Annotated in this window: 15 protein-coding genes and 3 tRNA genes; 7 read left to right on the top strand and 11 right to left on the bottom strand. The window is 62.6% G+C overall.

What is annotated here, in order from left to right; translation table 11 throughout:
- Position 1: 1 nt before the first annotated feature.
- The gene (locus CATRI_RS05765; protein WP_290220520.1) at positions 2 to 1,000 is read right to left on the bottom strand and encodes a thiamine-phosphate kinase; all 999 of its coding nucleotides are present in this window, start codon (positions 998 to 1,000) and stop codon (positions 2 to 4) included.
- Here CATRI_RS05765 and CATRI_RS05760 point away from each other — a divergent pair.
- Positions 999 to 1,940: a DUF3515 domain-containing protein gene (locus CATRI_RS05760; RefSeq protein WP_290220518.1), complete on the top strand. Its 942-nt coding sequence runs from the start codon at positions 999 to 1,001 to the stop codon at positions 1,938 to 1,940. The genes CATRI_RS05765 and CATRI_RS05760 overlap by 2 nt on opposite strands.
- Here CATRI_RS05760 and CATRI_RS05755 read toward each other — a convergent pair.
- Both CATRI_RS05755 and CATRI_RS05750 read right to left on the bottom strand, forming a co-directional pair.
- On the bottom strand, positions 1,937 to 3,013 hold the full coding sequence (locus CATRI_RS05755; protein ID WP_290220516.1) for a D-alanine--D-alanine ligase family protein: 1,077 nt from the start codon (positions 3,011 to 3,013) through the stop codon (positions 1,937 to 1,939). The two genes, CATRI_RS05760 and CATRI_RS05755, sit on opposite strands and share 4 nt — an antisense overlap.
- A gap of 156 nt (positions 3,014 to 3,169) precedes the next feature.
- Positions 3,170 to 4,168 carry an NAD(P)H-dependent glycerol-3-phosphate dehydrogenase gene (locus CATRI_RS05750; protein ID WP_353959739.1) on the bottom strand — a complete coding sequence of 333 codons (999 nt, stop codon included), beginning with the start codon at positions 4,166 to 4,168 and terminating at the stop codon, positions 3,170 to 3,172.
- Between the two features lie 169 nt (positions 4,169 to 4,337).
- On the opposite strand from CATRI_RS05750, the gene CATRI_RS05745 reads away from it, so the two are divergent.
- Complete coding sequence (locus CATRI_RS05745; protein ID WP_290220514.1) at positions 4,338 to 5,342, top strand: NUDIX hydrolase; 1,005 nt, start codon at positions 4,338 to 4,340, stop codon at positions 5,340 to 5,342.
- A gap of 4 nt (positions 5,343 to 5,346) precedes the next feature.
- Here CATRI_RS05745 and leuD read toward each other — a convergent pair whose 3' ends face one another.
- Together leuD and leuC are read right to left on the bottom strand one after the other, a co-directional pair.
- Positions 5,347 to 5,937, bottom strand: coding sequence for a 3-isopropylmalate dehydratase small subunit (leuD, locus tag CATRI_RS05740; RefSeq protein WP_290220513.1), 591 nt, complete (start codon positions 5,935 to 5,937; stop codon positions 5,347 to 5,349).
- Between the two features lie 10 nt (positions 5,938 to 5,947).
- A complete protein-coding gene (gene leuC, locus CATRI_RS05735) occupies positions 5,948 to 7,366 on the bottom strand; it encodes a 3-isopropylmalate dehydratase large subunit (protein WP_290220511.1) in 1,419 nt (472 codons plus the stop codon).
- A gap of 60 nt (positions 7,367 to 7,426) precedes the next feature.
- Between leuC and CATRI_RS05730 the strand changes: the two genes are divergently transcribed.
- A complete protein-coding gene (locus CATRI_RS05730; RefSeq protein WP_290220508.1) occupies positions 7,427 to 8,137 on the top strand; it encodes an IclR family transcriptional regulator in 711 nt (236 codons plus the stop codon).
- A gap of 650 nt (positions 8,138 to 8,787) precedes the next feature.
- Positions 8,788 to 9,423: a LysE family translocator gene (locus CATRI_RS05725; protein ID WP_290220506.1), complete on the top strand. Its 636-nt coding sequence runs from the start codon at positions 8,788 to 8,790 to the stop codon at positions 9,421 to 9,423.
- A gap of 225 nt (positions 9,424 to 9,648) precedes the next feature.
- Here the strand turns inward: CATRI_RS05725 and CATRI_RS05720 are convergent.
- From CATRI_RS05720 to CATRI_RS05710, 3 genes are all read right to left on the bottom strand, one after another.
- A tRNA-Glu gene (locus CATRI_RS05720) sits at positions 9,649 to 9,721 on the bottom strand.
- Between the two features lie 715 nt (positions 9,722 to 10,436).
- A tRNA-Glu gene (locus CATRI_RS05715) sits at positions 10,437 to 10,509 on the bottom strand.
- 37 nt (positions 10,510 to 10,546) lie between these two features.
- Positions 10,547 to 10,618 (bottom strand) — tRNA-Gln (locus CATRI_RS05710).
- Between the two features lie 192 nt (positions 10,619 to 10,810).
- Between CATRI_RS05710 and CATRI_RS05705 the strand changes: the two genes are divergently transcribed.
- Both CATRI_RS05705 and CATRI_RS05700 read left to right on the top strand, forming a co-directional pair.
- Positions 10,811 to 11,272, top strand: coding sequence for a DUF2975 domain-containing protein (locus CATRI_RS05705; RefSeq protein ID WP_290220504.1), 462 nt, complete (start codon positions 10,811 to 10,813; stop codon positions 11,270 to 11,272).
- Entirely contained in the window at positions 11,272 to 11,490 is a 219-nt protein-coding gene (locus tag CATRI_RS05700; RefSeq protein WP_290220502.1) for a helix-turn-helix domain-containing protein, read from the top strand. The genes CATRI_RS05705 and CATRI_RS05700 overlap by 1 nt, the downstream gene beginning before the upstream one ends.
- On the opposite strand, the gene gltX is transcribed toward CATRI_RS05700, so the two are convergent.
- Positions 11,487 to 12,971: a glutamate--tRNA ligase gene (gene gltX, locus CATRI_RS05695; RefSeq protein ID WP_290220500.1), complete on the bottom strand. Its 1,485-nt coding sequence runs from the start codon at positions 12,969 to 12,971 to the stop codon at positions 11,487 to 11,489. The genes CATRI_RS05700 and gltX overlap by 4 nt on opposite strands.
- Positions 12,972 to 13,220: 249 nt before the next feature.
- Here gltX and CATRI_RS05690 point away from each other — a divergent pair, with 249 nt between their 5' ends.
- Positions 13,221 to 14,333: an isochorismate synthase gene (locus CATRI_RS05690; protein ID WP_290220498.1), complete on the top strand. Its 1,113-nt coding sequence runs from the start codon at positions 13,221 to 13,223 to the stop codon at positions 14,331 to 14,333.
- Here CATRI_RS05690 and CATRI_RS05685 read toward each other — a convergent pair.
- Positions 14,330 to 14,893 carry a class I SAM-dependent methyltransferase gene (locus CATRI_RS05685; protein WP_290220496.1) on the bottom strand — a complete coding sequence of 188 codons (564 nt, stop codon included), beginning with the start codon at positions 14,891 to 14,893 and terminating at the stop codon, positions 14,330 to 14,332. The two genes, CATRI_RS05690 and CATRI_RS05685, sit on opposite strands and share 4 nt — an antisense overlap.
- Positions 14,880 to 15,680: a fumarylacetoacetate hydrolase family protein gene (locus CATRI_RS05680; protein ID WP_290220495.1), complete on the bottom strand. Its 801-nt coding sequence runs from the start codon at positions 15,678 to 15,680 to the stop codon at positions 14,880 to 14,882. Before CATRI_RS05680 ends, CATRI_RS05685 begins: the two co-directional genes overlap by 14 nt.
- Positions 15,681 to 15,711 lie beyond the last annotated feature (31 nt).

Below are 15,711 nucleotides of genomic sequence, written 5' to 3'. Positions count from 1 at the left end.
GTTAGAAGCTCACCCACCCGTCGGTGTAGGCGGGCACGGCGCCATCAACAGTAACTCCCTCACCCTTGGCCACCCGGCCGATGACCCGAAAACCCGAGGGCGGATCCCCGGCGGTCGTGGCCAGGAGAGTGTGGTCTTCTCCCCCGGAGAGGACCCATTCCCACGGGTCAGCGTTGAGGAGCTCGGCTGCCTGGAACAGCAGGTCATCGGGGCTAATGTCGGCGGAGTGGAGATCGATCCCCACCCCGGAGCGCCTGGCCACCGTGGACAGGTCAACGACGAGACCGTCGGAGTTATCGGTCATCGCCGTCGCGCCCGTGGCGCGGGCGATGACCCCGCGACCGGGGTTGAGGCGTGGGGCACAGTGGGCGTCGATAAGCGGTGAGAAGATGGAAGGGATATCGGAACGACCGAAGGCTTTGAGGAGGGCAAGACCGGCCGCCGACCAGCCGATTCGGCCGTGTGCGACGACCCGCTGACCGAAGCGCGCGCGGTCGAGCCGCAGCGGCGGACGGGAGCCGCCCAGCGAGCCGATGGCCGTGACGGAGAGGACGAGCTCCTTCGCGGAGGTCAGATCCCCGCCCACGAGCTCGGCCGAGTAAGACCCCACCCGATCCGCGATGCCAGCAGCGATGCCCGTGAGATAGCTCAACGGGGTCTCCGGCGGGGCGGCGATCGCGAGGAGCGCGGCAATGGGACGTGCCCCCATCGCCTCAATGTCGGCAAAGTTCTGCACGATCGCCTTCTGACCGATCTCCTCGGGTGTTGACCAATCGACAGAAAAGTGACGCCCCTCGATCAACATGTCGGTCGTGGCCACCCCCTGGGAGTTTGGGGAGGCGTGGGACAGCACAGCGGCATCATCACCATTCCTCGCTGACGGCGCGGCCTGGATGATCGCCTCGATCGCGCGATGCTCACCGACCTCGCCGAGGGTCGGGCCGGAAAAGTGGGCTGGGAAGTGGGTCACACCAGTCCTTTCGATAGACTTGCGGTCCATGAGCACCATTGCCTCCTCCCAATTTAGCCGCACTGGCAAAACCGCCATCTATCTCTCCCTGGTCTTGGCCGTGGCGCTGGTAGTGGGGGTGTTGGTGGGAGCGAAGCTCGTGTTCAGTCGCGCCGCCGACCAACCCGTTGGCATGACGGAGCTGCCCGCGCCGCTCGCCGACTCCGCCGAATGCAATGCGGTGCTGGACGCATTGCCCGAGAAGGTACTGAGTCACGACCGCGCCGAGATCGCCGAGCCCGCGCCCGCCGGGGTCGCCGCGTGGGCCTCCAGCTCCACCGAGCGAATCACCTTCCGCTGCGGCATCGACCTGCCCATGCAATACAACGAATACTCGCAGGTCCAGGACATCGACGGGGTGTCGTGGCTGCAGGTGTCCGACGTCACCCCCGGGTCGACGCTGTCCACCTGGTACACCATCAACCGCTCCCCCGTCGTCGCCGTCACCGCTGATGAGGTCTCACTGGGCTCCGCCGATAATCCCGTCGCCGAATTGGCAGGCGCTACCTCCACGCTTCCCGTCGTTGCTTCGCAGCCCAATCCGGCACCGCTGTCCCAACTTGCCACCGGCGACGGCGGCGAATGCGGGTCTTTGATGGCCGCGCTGCCCGACTCGCTACCCGATGACTATTCGCGTATCGACGTCCCGGAAGCAAACACTGCGGCCTGGGCCGCCCTCGGCCGGGAACCGGTGGTCCTCCGCTGTGGCGTCGCCCCGCCCGCCAACTACGAGGCCGGTGCCCGCTTGACGCAGGTCGACGACATACCGTGGTTCGAAGACACGACGCTGGCCAACGGCACGACATCCTCCACGTGGTTTGCGCTTGGGCGTTCCACTGACATTGCCGTGAGTGCCCCACAAGAAATGGGCAACGCGGCAGTAGTGACCTTGGGCAAGCTCATCGCGGAGCACACCTCGGAACAGCCTTAGCGGGCTAGCGCCTGCTCGACGAGGGTGCGCAACAAGTCCTCATAAGCGACGCCGCTAGCCGCGAAGACCTGCGGGTACATCGAGATGGGTGTGAAGCCGGGCATGGTGTTGATCTCGTTGATCACCGGACCTTGGTCGGTGACAAAAAAGTCCACCCGGGCCAGGCCCTCGCAGTTGAGGGCCTGGAACGTATCGATGGCCATGTTTTGCAGCGCTGAGGTCATGCCCTCGTCGAAGGGGGCCGGGATCGTAGCCGTAACCACGTCATCAAGATACTTGGTGTCAAAACCGTAGAAGCCCTCGTCCGAGTCCCCGGTGCCGTTGAGCATGGCCGGGACTGAGGCGACGACGCTGCCATCCGGGCGCTCCAGCACACCGACCTCTACCTCAGCGCCGATAATCTCGGCCTCAACGATGACCTTGTTATCGGACTCCAGAGCCAGGGCAACAGCTGCCGGAAGATCAGCCCAGTCCTTCACCTTGGACACACCAATCGATGAACCACCGCGGGCAGGTTTCACGAACACCGGCAACCCGAGCAATGCCTTCTCCTCGGCAGTGAGCTCCGTGCGATCCCGCAAAATGACCTCAGGGGTGATCGGCAATCCGACCGCCGCCATGAGTTTCTTCATGTACTCCTTGTCCATGCCGCACGCGGAGGAGAGCACGCCGGTACCCACGTAAGGAATGCCCGACATCTCGAGCAGCCCCTGAATGGTGCCGTCCTCACCGAAGGGGCCGTGGAGCACGGGGAAGATGACATCCACGGTGGCATGAAGCTCGCCGGTCTCGGCGTTGCGGATCTGCCCACGTGTGACTGGGTTGAGGGAGAGCGCCAGCTCAGGCCCCTGATCGCCCACGGTGGGGAGCTTGCCATCCCGGATGACCAGGGCGCTGGGATCGGACTCCCCCGCCGTCCACTTGCCCTCTGGGGTAATACCGATTGCCACGACGTCAAACGCCTCGGGGTCCAGGTGTGTCATGATCGCCCCTGCCGACACGCAGGAAACGGAATGCTCTGGACTGCGGCCGCCATAGACGACCCCGACGCGAATTCGTTGTGGCTTTTCCATGGCGGTTAGCCTACCCGGCTAGCGACCGTTCACAGGAAGTGGCACGGTGTTTGAGGGAGGCTGCCAGAGTGCGATATGACTAGACCCATTAATCGAGTGGCCACTCCAGGCTTCTCGATTAATGGGTCTAGTCATATCGCACTTTACAGCTGCCCCCTATTCCGCCTTCTTCGATCGACCCATGAGCGCGGTAACCATGTCGGAAACTTCCAACCCTTGGTGGCACACGGAAAATACCGCCTGCGTGATCGGCATCTCCACCCGGTTGGCCTCCGCTAGTTGGAAGATCGAATTGGAGGAGATCACTCCCTCGGCGACCTGGCCGTGGGTAGCTTCCGTCGCCTCTTCGAGGGTTCCGCCTTCGCCGAGCCGGACGCCAAAGGTGCGGTTACGCGACAGCGGCGAGGTACACGTGGCAACGAGGTCGCCCATGCCCGCGAGACCGGCAAAGGTACTGGGATCAGCCCCCATTGCAACGCCAAGTCGGGTGACCTCGGCCAGGCCGCGAGTGATCAAGGAGGCCAGGGTGTTTTCTCCCAGGCCACGGCCGGCCGCCATGCCACAGGCCAAGGCGATGACGTTCTTACAGGCACCGCCGAGTTCGACCCCCACCACATCAGTGTTGGTGTAAGGGCGCAGGTAAGGGGTAGCCACGGCCGCCTGGACCAGCTTTGCACGGTTTTCATCCACGCACGCGATGACGGTGGCGGCGGGCTGCTCTTCCGCGATTTCACGCGCGAGGTTCGGCCCAGACAGCACCGCCACCCGCGAGGGGTCCGCGCCGGTGATCTGGCAGATGACCTCACTCATGCGCAGGTAGGTGCCAGTTTCCACACCCTTGGAGATGCTCACCAGCGTGGCGTCCGCAGGAATGAGCGGCGCCCAATCGGTGAGATTGTTGCGCATCGTCTGGCTGGGAACGGCGAAGACGACGATGGTGGCATTCTCCAGCGCGACTGCGGCGTCGGAGGTGGCGGTGATCGCGGCGGGCAAGGTGATGTCGCCGAGGTAGTCGGGGTTGGTGTGGGTGGTCTGGATCTGTTCGGCCAGCTCAGGGCGGCGGGCCCAGAGCCTGACGGTGTTCCCGGCATCAGCGAAGACCTTGGCGAGGGTGGTACCCCACGATCCGGCTCCCATGACTGCAACGTTGACCACGAGGATCTCCCTTTTCGTTAGTTGGTACAAACAGCTTAAAGGATGACGATTCCCCTGGGCCAAGCTGCCGGTCACGATTGGGCGTCTGTTTCGGCGGTGTCTACCGTGCGCTCGGGCCTGCGATGGGTAAAGATGAGGGGAACGCAGCACACCATCTTGAAGGAGCGTCATGGCGAAAAAGTCCCAGCCCCATGAGACTGATAAGGATCAGGGTTCCGCCTTGCTGGTAAATGGTCGGCACCAGGTCATTCCTGCCGACCCAGCCGGGCAGTTTAGACGGGCGACGCTCGCGGCGGGTGCGGTGTTGTGGCGGGGCGATATCTCGGATGTGGACAACCTTGAGGTCGCAGTCATTCACCGCCCCCACTACGACGATTGGTCATTGGCCAAGGGCAAGGTCGATCCCGGCGAGTCCCTGCCGACGACCGCAGCCCGCGAAATTCTCGAGGAAACCGGCTACGACATCCGCCTGGGCAAGCTGCTGGGCAAGGTCACCTACCCCGTCGCAGATCGCACGAAGGTGGTTTATTACTGGACCGGCGAGGTCATCGGTGGTCAATTCACCCCCAACGGCGAGGTAGATGAGATCCGCTGGCTTCCCATTGCACAGGCCCGCGAGCTGCTCAGCTACGAGGTCGATACCCAGGTTCTGGCGAAGGCAGAAAAGCGTTTCCGGCTCCCCGCCACCTCCCGGATCCTCTACGTCCGACATGCCCGCGCGCATCAGCGCCACAATTGGCACGGCGATGACAATTTGCGGCCATTGGATAAGAAGGGGCGTCGGCAAGCGGAAATGCTGATTCCGATGCTCCTGCCCTACAAGCCGCATGCGGTCTACTCCGCGCTGCCGGACCGCTGCCAGGCCACGGCCGCGCCGTTGGCAGACGAGCTCAACCTCGACGTCGTCGTCGATCCAGCCCTCGGCGATGACGCCTGGTTGTCGAACATGGTCGGCGCGCAGGCGCGCTTTCAAGAGCTTATCGACGCCGGCGGTACCTCCGTCGTCGTCGCCCAGGGCACCATCATCCCCGATATGATCGCCTGGCTCAGTGCGAACGGACGCCTCCCACTCCATGAGATTGAAGCGAAGAAGGCGTCCGTGTGGGTGCTGTCCTTCAACGAAGGCCAGCTCACCGGGGCTGACTATCTGGCGAGCCCGCTCCCGGTGAAGTAAACCGCTAGGCCGTGATCACCGGTTTGAAAGCCGGTCGAGTGTTCTCGTAACGGGTGATAGCGGGCTCGTCGCGGAGCGTGAGTCCAATGTCGTCGAGGCCTTCCATGAGGCGCCAGCGGGTGTAGTCGTCGACGGAGAATTGGTAAGCATTCTCCCCGGCGGTCACCGTACGGGAATCGAGGTCGACGGTGATTTCCATGCCAGGCTCGGCCTCGAGTTGCTTCCACAGCAACTCGATATCGGCCTCTTCCATCTGCGCGGCGAGGAAGCCAGCCTTGCCGGAGTTACCGCGGAAGATGTCGGCGAAGCGCGCGGATAGCACAACGCGGAAGCCGTAGTCCATGAGCGCCCACACGGCATGCTCGCGGGAGGAGCCGGTTCCGAAGTCGGGACCGGCGACCAGGATCGAGCCGTTGTGGTAGGGCTCCTGATTGAGTACGAAGTTCTCGTCCTTGCGCCAACCGGCGAACAAACCGTCCTCGAAGCCGGTGCGGGTAACGCGCTTGAGGTACACGGCGGGGATGATCTGGTCGGTGTCGACGTTTGAGCGGGTCAGCGGGACGCCGACCCCGGTGTGGGTGGTGAATTTTTCCACGATTGTCTCCTTAGAGGTCGGCGGGTGAGGCCAGATGGCCCAGCACTGCGGTGGCGGCGGCGACGGGCGGGGACACGAGGTGGGTTCGTCCTCCCGGGCCCTGGCGGCCCTCGAAGTTGCGGTTCGAGGTGGAAGCGGAGCGCTCACCGGGTGCGAGCTGGTCGGGATTCATGCCCAAGCACATGGAGCAGCCGGCGGTGCGCCACTCAGCGCCGAACTCGGTGAAAATCTTGTCCAGCCCTTCTTCTTCGGCCTGTTCCTTGACCATGGTGGAGGAAGGAACGACGAGCATGCGGGTATTAGGAGCGATGGAGCGACCCCGGACGACTTCGGCGGCTTCGCGCAGATCCTCGATCCGCGCATTGGTGCAGGATCCGAGGAAGACGGTGTCGATGGCGACGTCGCGAAGCGGAGTTCCGGGGGTCAGACCCATGTAGGCGAGGGCCTTCTCGGCGGCGGCCTTGTCGGAGTCATTGGTGAAGGTCTCCGGGTCCGGGACCTCCGCACTCAGCGGCAGGCCCTGGCCGGGGTTGGTGCCCCAGGTGATGAAGGGGGTGAGCGCTGAGCCGTCGATCTCGACGACCGTGTCAAAGGTCGCGCCCTCATCCGTCGGCAGCGTCTTCCAATACTCCACGGCGGCGTCCCAGTCGGCGCCCTTCGGAGCGAACTCACGGCCCTGGACGTAGTCAAAGGTCTTTTGGTCCGGGGCCACCATGCCAGCCCTCGCGCCAGCCTCGATGGACATGTTGCAGATGGTCATCCGGGCTTCCATGGACAGCTTCTCGATGGCCTCACCGCGGTATTCAATGATGTGCCCTTGGCCGCCGCCGGTACCAATCTTGGCGATGATCGCCAAGATGAGATCCTTCGCCGTCACCCCCGGCTGCAGCTCACCGGAGACCTCGATGGCCATCGTCTTGAACGGCTTGAGGGGCAGCGTCTGCGTCGCCATGACGTGTTCGACCTCGGAGGTACCAATGCCCATCGCGATGGAACCGAACGCCCCGTGGGTGGACGTGTGCGAGTCACCGCAGACGATCGTCATGCCCGGCTGGGTCGCGCCGAGCTGCGGGCCCACGGTGTGGACGATGCCCTGCTTGACATCGCCCATCGGGTGCAGGCGCACCCCAAACTCAGCGCAGTTCTTACGCAGCGTTTCCACCTGGACACGCGAGGTCGGTTCCGCGATCTCAAGCAGGTTGCCGGAGACAATTCCCTCAGTGGGGACATTGTGGTCCTCGGTGGCGAGGTGAAGGTCAGGGCGGCGGAGCTTACGCCCAGCGAGGCGCAGCCCATCGAAGGCCTGCGGGGAGGTAACTTCGTGCAGGAGCTGCAGATCGATATAGAGCAGATCGGGGTCCCCGTTCTCGCCCTTGGCAACAATATGGTCGTTCCACACCTTCTCAGCGAGCGTGAGTTTGTCGGCCATGGATGTTCACCGCCTCTTTCCGTCTAGAAATCTCATACGATGGGATGATAGTATCACCGCATGGGACAGTATAACGCAGTTTCCGGCATTAAAGTACTCGATCGCTCCGTAGCAATCCTGCAAGCAGTCGCCGCCGAACCCCTCTCGCTCACCGAACTGTGCGAGACCACCGGCCTACCCCGCGCCACCACCCACCGCCTGGCCACCGCCCTCGAAGCCCACCGCCTCCTCTCCCGCGGCCCGGACGGTCGCTGGTCCACCGGCCCCACCATCGCCGCCCTTAACGCCGGCGGCAAAGACCTGCTTATCGACGCCGCCCTCCCCCTCATGTCCGCACTCAAAGACATCACCGGCGAATCCGTCCAGCTCTACGAGCTCGACGGCGACACCCGCACCTGCGTCGCCGCCCAAGAGCCCGCTGCCGGACTCCAAAACACCGTCCCCGTCGGCTCCCAACTGCCCCTCACCTCCGGGTCCGCCGCCAAAATCTTCCTCGCCCACGGCAGCACACAGCTTCGCGACGCCCTCCTCCCCCACGCCGCCTTCACCGCCGAGGAACTCGACGAAGTCCGCCACCAAGGCTGGTCCGAGTCCGTCGCCGAACGCGAAGTCGGCCTCGCCTCCCTCTCCGCTCCCGTCTTCTCCTCCGCCGGGACCCTCGTCGCCGTACTGTCCATCTCGGGCCCCGCCGAACGCCTGCGCCCCCACCCTGGGCACAAGTGGAGCGCCGAGCTCGTCAATTCAGCGCAACAGCTCTCGAAGGCGTTGTAGACCTTGGCACTGTTCCTCCGTCGCTGGAAGCGACTGGCGTCGCGATCAGGAAGTCGCGATCAACAAAAATTCTCTAGAATGTGAATTCAGATTCTCCGCGACCTGCGGAAACGTGAAGTAGCCGGATGCATTCTAGAGAATCTGTGTAGCCACCATGCCGGTAACACGGATTCAAATCCCGTACGGGGTACAAATGCTCTTGGATCATGTTCCTGGCTGATTTTCTTGTCTGGTGGCTAACCCAAAACCCGCGGACTTGACCCACTTCCTAACAACTTGGCAGGTTTGGAAGGGGGATTCACCCTGGAGTTGTTAGGAAGTGCGGGTTTTATGGTCTGCGTGGACTCAAGGGACAAGAAGTGCTGGTGCTCCGGCCTGGCACCGGGGCATCGTCTTTAGTCAGTGCTCCGAAAGGCTCACTGCATTGAGTAGTGCAGCTGCCCGAGAAAGGGGCTCGCGGCGGAAGGATGATGGCCTGAGCGTCTTCCATCGGCAGCCAGCCGATGGGTCTGAAGGTAGTCCGGCAGTCCACCGCCTCAAGTGAGACCTGTTGATCGCTGTTTGGGTGGCTATTTGAGGATGGATCTCCGACCCTTTTCGTCCCTCAACCCGCCCTTGTGTGCCGCCCGATCGTAGAAGAGAATGTCCTTATGCTTCCGATAGCAGCGATTCTCGGCTTCGGCTTGGCCGTCACGCCCTTGGTACTGACACCCGGAGCGAGCTTCGCGCTGGTCAGTACTCGCGGTCTGGCTGGCGATCGACGAGGCGCTTGGGCGACCATCGTCGGGACGGCAGCCGGAATCCTGACTCATGCCGTTCTCGCAGGTTTTGGACTCGCTGCGTTGGTAATGCGCTCCGCCGAGCTTTACCACGTTGTCCGTCTGGCCGGGGCGGTCTATTTGGTGGGGCTCGGGATATTTCTCATTTGGCAGGGCTATCGCCGTCAGCCAAAGACCTCCCGGAACGAACAGGCAGACTCTGCCGGGCATCAGTGTCGACGACTATGGCAGGCATATGTGGCAAATGTTTTGAATGTGAAGGCTGCCTCGGTGTATCTCACTCTGGCACCGCAGTTCGTCAACACCGATGGGGTTTCCGTGTCTTCCATGCTTGCCTTGGCCGGTGTCCATATTGTTGTCATGACCGTGTGGCTCGGCGCATGGTCATTTGGATTGACGTCCCTAGCTGTCCGTTTCGATCCGCGGAGGTGGATCCGGGTGATCAATGCGGCGGGTGGAGTTGCCCTCATTGCATTGGGCGTCCGCAGTTTCCGCCCCGCCGTCTAATCTTGTTGAACTCCCCGGCGCTACAACGCCTTCGCGCACTATTCTTTCGTCGTTGGAAGTGGCGGGCGTCGCGATCAACATGAATTCTCTAGAATGCGAATTCCGATTCTCCGCGACCTGCGGAAACGTAAAGTAGCCGGATGCATTCTAGAGAATTCTTGTAGCCACCAAGCCTGTCAACAAAAAACCAGGGCCTTCCACCAAGTGGTGAGAGACCCTGAGTTGTACCCCGTACGGGATTTGAACCCGTGTTACCGGCGTGAGAGGCCGACGTCCTAGGCCGCTAGACGAACGGGGCGTGTTCGCTGTTAGGCACTGTCCGAAGCGGACTTCATAACAATAATCTGCCCCCTACTTCTACCACAAATCACCTGGTCAACGGGCGTTGCCTGGGCCACGACGCGCACATAGAAACCCACCACCTGCGAGGTGGTGGGTGATTCCGAACCTTGGACGATGGGAGATCCACCGCTACCGACTGTGGTTGCGAAAGTTTCGTTGACCCGAGTTGGTGATGCCTCGTGGCCACGTCCGCTGGGGTTCCTTGGGAACTTTAGGGGCCGGGGGTTGGCTTGTCCTTACCGTGGGGTTCGGTTGACGCCATTCGCTTCATATCGCTCCCGTGTAGCTCCTACTTCGCGCATGCTGTGCGCCTGGAAGTTCTGGATTCTGGCGATGCCGCTTATGGGAGGACGCCTGCGATGCGTCCGGAGATATGGTTTTTACCTTCTGCCATATGCTCTCCTTCCGGTATCTTCCTACAGTCGGAGTACCGATCTTCCCTCTACCTGGTACCGGGTCTTCGAGGTTGGATCCTCTCCGTTAATTGCACTATATGCCCAGTTCCTTGAGGTGAAAAGGGGTTTTGTCACAATTGTTATCTGACGTTACCCCCGCCATATTGTTGGCCCTGTTGTGGGCCACGCACCAAAAGTTAGTTCGGGGGTAAAACTTGTTTTAGAAACGAAAACAGGGCCCCCAAACTAAACGTTTGGGAGCCCTGTTTTCAGTTGTACCCCGTACGGGATTTGAACCCGTGTTACCGGCGTGAGAGGCCGACGTCCTAGGCCGCTAGACGAACGGGGCGAAGCGAATGAACCTTCGCCAGCAGATTGCTCTGCGGCTGGCCTACCAGGACTCGAACCTAGAATGACGGTACCAGAAACCGTAGTGTTGCCAATTACACCATAGGCCATTATGTGATTTTTAGTCCCTCACTCGCGGTGAGCAACGTTGAATACTATAACCACAACGGTGCAACATGGCCAAATCCCCTGTTCACGGCGCTTCACCAACTGCGAAAACTCCCCTCCGTGGTCACGGCTTTCCAACCACATCCCTATCGATATACGATAGCTATCTCACGTTCATCGATAGTAGGAGTGCCATGTCAGCCAGACTCATCACCCTTCTCCGGGGCATTTTAGTCCTGGGCATCATCGGAAGCGGCGCCATCCAGCTCCGCTTCGCCATCGGCTTGCTCTTCTTCGGCACCGAAACCCTCCTCGCCCGGATAGCGCTCACACTCTGCATCGTCATTGGCTTGGGGTGCCTCCAATTCGCAGCGCTGTGCATCTGGAAACTCCTCAACCTGGTCAACGCTGACACGGTCTTCTCCCCCACGGCAATCACCTGGGTTAATCGAATCATCGGGGCCATTTTTGGGTTCGCCGCATGCATTCTTCTCGCGGGCTACGTCGTCGCCGAAGTCGACGATGCGCCAGGACTCGTTCTCGTTGCTTTCCTGGCTGCCCTCCTCGTGTGCGGGGTCGCGCTCATCGTCTACGTCCAGCGCACGCTGCTTGTCCAGGCCACCGGCTTTTCCGCCGATCTCGAGGGGGTCATTTAATGGCCAGCAGCGAAGGGAGCATCGTCGTCGACATCGACGTCATGTTGGCCACACGCAAGATGTCCGTGGGAGAGCTCGCCGAGCGGGTGGGCATCACCCCGGCCAACCTCGCAGTCTTGAAAAACGGAAGGGCCAAGGCGGTGAGATTCACCACCTTGGCCGCCTTATGCCACGCCCTGGACTGTCAGCCCGGGGATTTGCTCCGCTACGCCCCTTAAGCCTCGAAGGGCGTTTCGGCGCGAGCTGCCCGCAAGCGAGCAAGGGTGGATTCCCGGCCGAGGAGTTCCATCGACTCGAACAGCGGCGGGGAGACAGCCGCACCGGAAAGGGCGACGCGCAGGGCGCCGTAGGCTTTGCGGGGCTTGAGCTCCAGATCCTCGATGAGCGCCTTGGACAGAGCGGCTTCGATCTCCGGGGTTGTCCAATTCTCCACGGCCTCGAGGGCCACGATGCCGGCCTCGAGGGGCTCGACAGCGTCCTCCTTGAGGTTCTTGCGGGCGGACTTCTCGTCGAGGACCAGCTCGGAATCTGGGGTGACCAGGAATTTGAGGAGACCGTAGGCGTCGGAAAGCACCTTAATGCGGGTCTGGACCAAGTCAGCGGCGATGGCGAACTTGTCCGCCGGGTAGTCGGCGGGGAAATCGGTGTACTCACTGAGGTAGGCGCGCAGGCGCGCGGCGAAATCCTCGGAGGAAAGCAGACGAATGTGGTCGGCGTTGATGGCCTCCAGCTTCTTCTGGTCGAAGCGAGCAGGGTTGCCCAGCACATTAGCGACATCGAAGTTGGCCACCAGGTCATCCACGGAGAAGATGTCCTGATCCGCGGACAGGGACCACCCGAGCAGCGCCAGGTAGTTGAGCATGCCCTCGGGGATGATGCCGTTTTCGCGGTGGTTGAACAGGTTCGATTCGGGGTCGCGCTTGGACAGCTTCTTGTTGCCTTCCCCCATGACGAAGGGCAGGTGGCCGAACTGCGGGGTGAAGTCGGCGATGCCGATGCGCTTGAGGGCTTCATAAAGCGCGAGCTGGCGCGGGGTGGAGGGCAAGAGGTCCTCGCCGCGGAGGACGTGCGTGACCTTCATCAGCGCGTCGTCGACGGGGTTGACCAGGGTGTAGAGCGGAGCACCATTGGAACGGGCGACGACGAAGTCGGGCTGGGTGGCAGCTTTGAATTCCACCTCGCCGCGGACGAGGTCATTCCACTTCCAATCCTGCTCGGGCATGCGCAGGCGCCACACGGGCTGACGGCCCTCGGCCTCGAAGGCGGCCACCTGCTCGTCGCTGAGGTCGCGATCAAAGTTGTCGTATCCGAGCTTGGGGTCCCGACCAGCCGCCTTGTGGCGTTCTTCCACCTCCGCTGCGGTGGAGTAGGCGGGATACACCTCGCCGGCGTCGATAAGCTTTTTCAGGACATCTGCATAGATGTCCATGCGCTGGGACTGGCGGTAGGGCTCGTGCGGGCCGCCTTTTTCGACGCCCTCGTCCCAGTCGAGTCCAAGCCAGGTGAGGCCATCGATGATCGCTTGGTACGACTCCTCGCTATCGCGGGCGGCATCGGTGTCTTCGATGCGAAAGACCATGACGCCGCCGGTGTGGCGGGCGTATGCCCAGTTGAACAGAGCGGTGCGCACCAGCCCGACGTGGGGGGTTCCGGTGGGCGATGGGCAGAAGCGAACTCGAACATCAGTCATGTCCGTCATGTTACTGGTCGACGGCCGCGGGGTCGGAGGAGGTCCCAGACCCCGGGCAACTCCGGTGGTATTGGCAGGATTTTTCGTTAGCGATCGTAGCGAGCAGGTGCTTTGCGACGTCCACGTTCCCGAACGTCAACAATGCCGCCCCGGCCCCGCACCATTCGAGGGATTGGCCTTTCGGATGCGTTCCCGCATGGCCCGTGAGGACCTGCACAACTAACGGCCGCACGGCACCGGGCGCTAAAGTGTTTCTCCATGTGTGCTCATCGCCCCGCCAGCGCGCCGGACTTCCTGCTGTCCCGCGCGCATGGCTCGGTACGCTCTCAAGGGAGCGTGGAGTCATTTACGGGCCCCTGGGCAGCCATCGACGCGCTTCGATCCCGCCGCGTGCCCATCGTCGTCGGGGCTCTCCCCTTCGACCGCTCCGCCCCGGCCGCGCTGACGGTCCCAGAGAAGGTCATCCGGGAGGACGGCCCCCTGGAGCCGCACGCTTATTACCGCCAAGGCCCCGGCGCAATGTTGTCCGCCACCTTCGCGGGAGTCGATCCCGAGCCGGAGGAGCACCTGCGGCGGGTGGAGGCGGCGATCAGCACGATTCAGGCCTCCAAGTTGGAGAAAGTGGTCCTCGCCCGCGCCGTCGACATCACCTTCGATCCCCCGGTGGACCCATTGCTCGTCGCTGCCCGACTCATCGACAATTCGGTCAACCGTGACGGCTTTATCGCCGACCTCACTCCGGCTGGTCTGCCGGGCAGCATGCTCGTCGGCTCCTCCCCCGAGGTCCTCATCAAACGGCAAGGTTCTACCGTCTCGGCCTATCCTCTGGCGGGCTCCGCGGCCCGGCACCCGGACCCCGACACGGATCGACGCATTGGCCATCAGCTAGCTGAGTCCGCGAAAAACCTCGAAGAACACGCCTACGTCGTCGAACACCTGCGATCCACGCTGACCCCCTTCTGCTCCCGCCTCGACATTGCCGAGATCCCCGAGGTCACCATGACCAACGAGATGTGGCACCTGGCCACCCCAATCGTAGGCACGCTCGCCGAACCCGCGCTCTCCGCGCTGGAGCTAGCCCTCCACGTCCATCCCACCCCGGCTGTGTGTGGAACGCCCACCGACGCCGCCGAAGCCCTCATCCACACCGCCGAATCCGACCGCAGCTTCTACGCTGGGGCCGTCGGTTGGTGCGATGATTCCGGCGATGGCGAGTACATGGTGGCCATCCGCTGCGCCGAAGTCTCCGGCGATGGCCGCACCGCCCGAGCCTGGGCCGGAGGCGGCATCGTCGCCGACTCCGATGCTGAAGAGGAACTAGAAGAGACGACCGCCAAACTGCGGACGATCCTGCGTTCCCTCGGCCTCTAGCGTCGCGCCCGCAGGACGAGGTCGCGGTGGTGATGTGCGCCCGCGCCATGTTTCACGGCCCGCTCAGCGTGCGTCAAAGTGACCTCCGCACACCGCGCTCCGAGTTGCTTGGCGACGTCCGCGGGGCTCAACCACCCCCGCGCGTCACCGTCTATTTCATGGTGGACGTAAAGAAGCGTGCCCCCGGGGGCGACGAGCTGCAGCAGATCCTCGGCGTCCGTCAAAGGGCAATAGAAGCAGCTCACTAGGTCGAACTCGCGGCCGGAGGCCGCGAACTCCGTGAGCCCGGTGACGTGGAGTTCGGCGCTGAGCTGCTCGGCGTCGATAAGCATCTTTGTACGCTCGATGGCGACGGCCACGGGATCGATGCCCGTGACCACCCAGCCTTGCTGCGCCAACCAAGCGACATCGGCGCCTTCACCGCAGCCGACGTCGAGCGCCGTACCCGGCTCCATACCGGAGACTTCTCGGACGAGGCCCTCATTGGGGTAGCCCGACCAGCGAAATCCCTCGGCGTAAAAGCCCGCGAAGTCCTCGGGGCTGTGGCTATGCGCGGGCAACCGGATTGCCAAGCTTGCCGATGCCCGGGATATCAATTTCGATAAAGTCGCCCGGGACCATAGCTTCGGTGCCGGCCGGGGAACCGGTGGAGATCACGTCTCCCGGCAGGAGGGTCATCGAGGCGGTGATGAATTCGATGATTTCCGGAATGGTCATGATCATCTGGTCGGAGTTGGAATCCTGCTTGATGGAGGTCACCCCATCGTGGGTAAGGCGGGCCTTGATGAGCAGGTTTTCGATGTCAATGCCGTCGATATCCGTCTCAATCCAGGGGCCGAGGGGGCAGAACGTGTCGATGCCCTTGGCTCGGGCCCACTGACCATCCGAGAACTGCAGGTCGCGGGAGGAAACATCATTGACGATGGTGTACCCCAACACCACAGACTTCCAGTCTGCAGCCTTGACATTCTTACAGGGCTTAGCGATGACCAAGGCCAGTTCGCCCTCGAACTCCACGTTGGTGGCGAAATCTGGGATGCGGATCGGCACCCCGGGGCCCACGACTGAAGTCGGCGGCTTAAGGAACAGTGTCGGCGGCAGGTGTTCCGCGGACTGTTGGAACACCTCGGCGACGTGATCGGCGTAGTTGCGACCAATGGCCACAATCTTGCCCGGCAGCATCGGTGCCAGCAGGCGTACGTCGGCCAGGGGCCATTCACGACCAGTGTAGGAAGGCTCGACGAACGGGTGCTCCTTGACTTCCTTCGCGACTAGATTGTTCTCATCGTCCCCGTCGATGACGGCGAAACACATTCCTTCAGGGTGGGCAATTCTTCCAAAGCGCATGGAGGACAGCGTACTTGTTTCCCATCCGCCA

The organism is Corynebacterium atrinae (genome assembly GCF_030408455.1).
GTDB classification, from domain to species: domain Bacteria; phylum Actinomycetota; class Actinomycetes; order Mycobacteriales; family Mycobacteriaceae; genus Corynebacterium; species Corynebacterium atrinae.
This window is presented reverse-complemented; position numbering and strand designations above follow the sequence as displayed.

What these genes read in the sequence shown, in the direction of transcription:
- CATRI_RS05760 (WP_290220518.1), top strand. Translation starts at nt 999, where the DNA reads ATGAGCACCATTGCCTCCTCCCAATTTAGCCGCACTGGCAAAACCGCC.
- CATRI_RS05765 (WP_290220520.1), bottom strand. Translation starts at nt 1,000, where the DNA reads ATGGACCGCAAGTCTATCGAAAGGACTGGTGTGACCCACTTCCCAGCC.
- CATRI_RS05755 (WP_290220516.1), bottom strand. Translation starts at nt 3,013, where the DNA reads ATGGAAAAGCCACAACGAATTCGCGTCGGGGTCGTCTATGGCGGCCGC.
- CATRI_RS05745 (WP_290220514.1), top strand. Translation starts at nt 4,338, where the DNA reads ATGGCGAAAAAGTCCCAGCCCCATGAGACTGATAAGGATCAGGGTTCC.
- leuC (WP_290220511.1), bottom strand. Translation starts at nt 7,366, where the DNA reads ATGGCCGACAAACTCACGCTCGCTGAGAAGGTGTGGAACGACCATATT.
- CATRI_RS05730 (WP_290220508.1), top strand. Translation starts at nt 7,427, where the DNA reads ATGGGACAGTATAACGCAGTTTCCGGCATTAAAGTACTCGATCGCTCC.
- CATRI_RS05725 (WP_290220506.1), top strand. Translation starts at nt 8,788, where the DNA reads ATGCTTCCGATAGCAGCGATTCTCGGCTTCGGCTTGGCCGTCACGCCC.
- CATRI_RS05705 (WP_290220504.1), top strand. Translation starts at nt 10,811, where the DNA reads ATGTCAGCCAGACTCATCACCCTTCTCCGGGGCATTTTAGTCCTGGGC.
- CATRI_RS05700 (WP_290220502.1), top strand. Translation starts at nt 11,272, where the DNA reads ATGGCCAGCAGCGAAGGGAGCATCGTCGTCGACATCGACGTCATGTTG.
- gltX (WP_290220500.1), bottom strand. Translation starts at nt 12,971, where the DNA reads ATGACGGACATGACTGATGTTCGAGTTCGCTTCTGCCCATCGCCCACC.
- CATRI_RS05690 (WP_290220498.1), top strand. Translation starts at nt 13,221, where the DNA reads ATGTGTGCTCATCGCCCCGCCAGCGCGCCGGACTTCCTGCTGTCCCGC.
- CATRI_RS05680 (WP_290220495.1), bottom strand. Translation starts at nt 15,680, where the DNA reads ATGCGCTTTGGAAGAATTGCCCACCCTGAAGGAATGTGTTTCGCCGTC.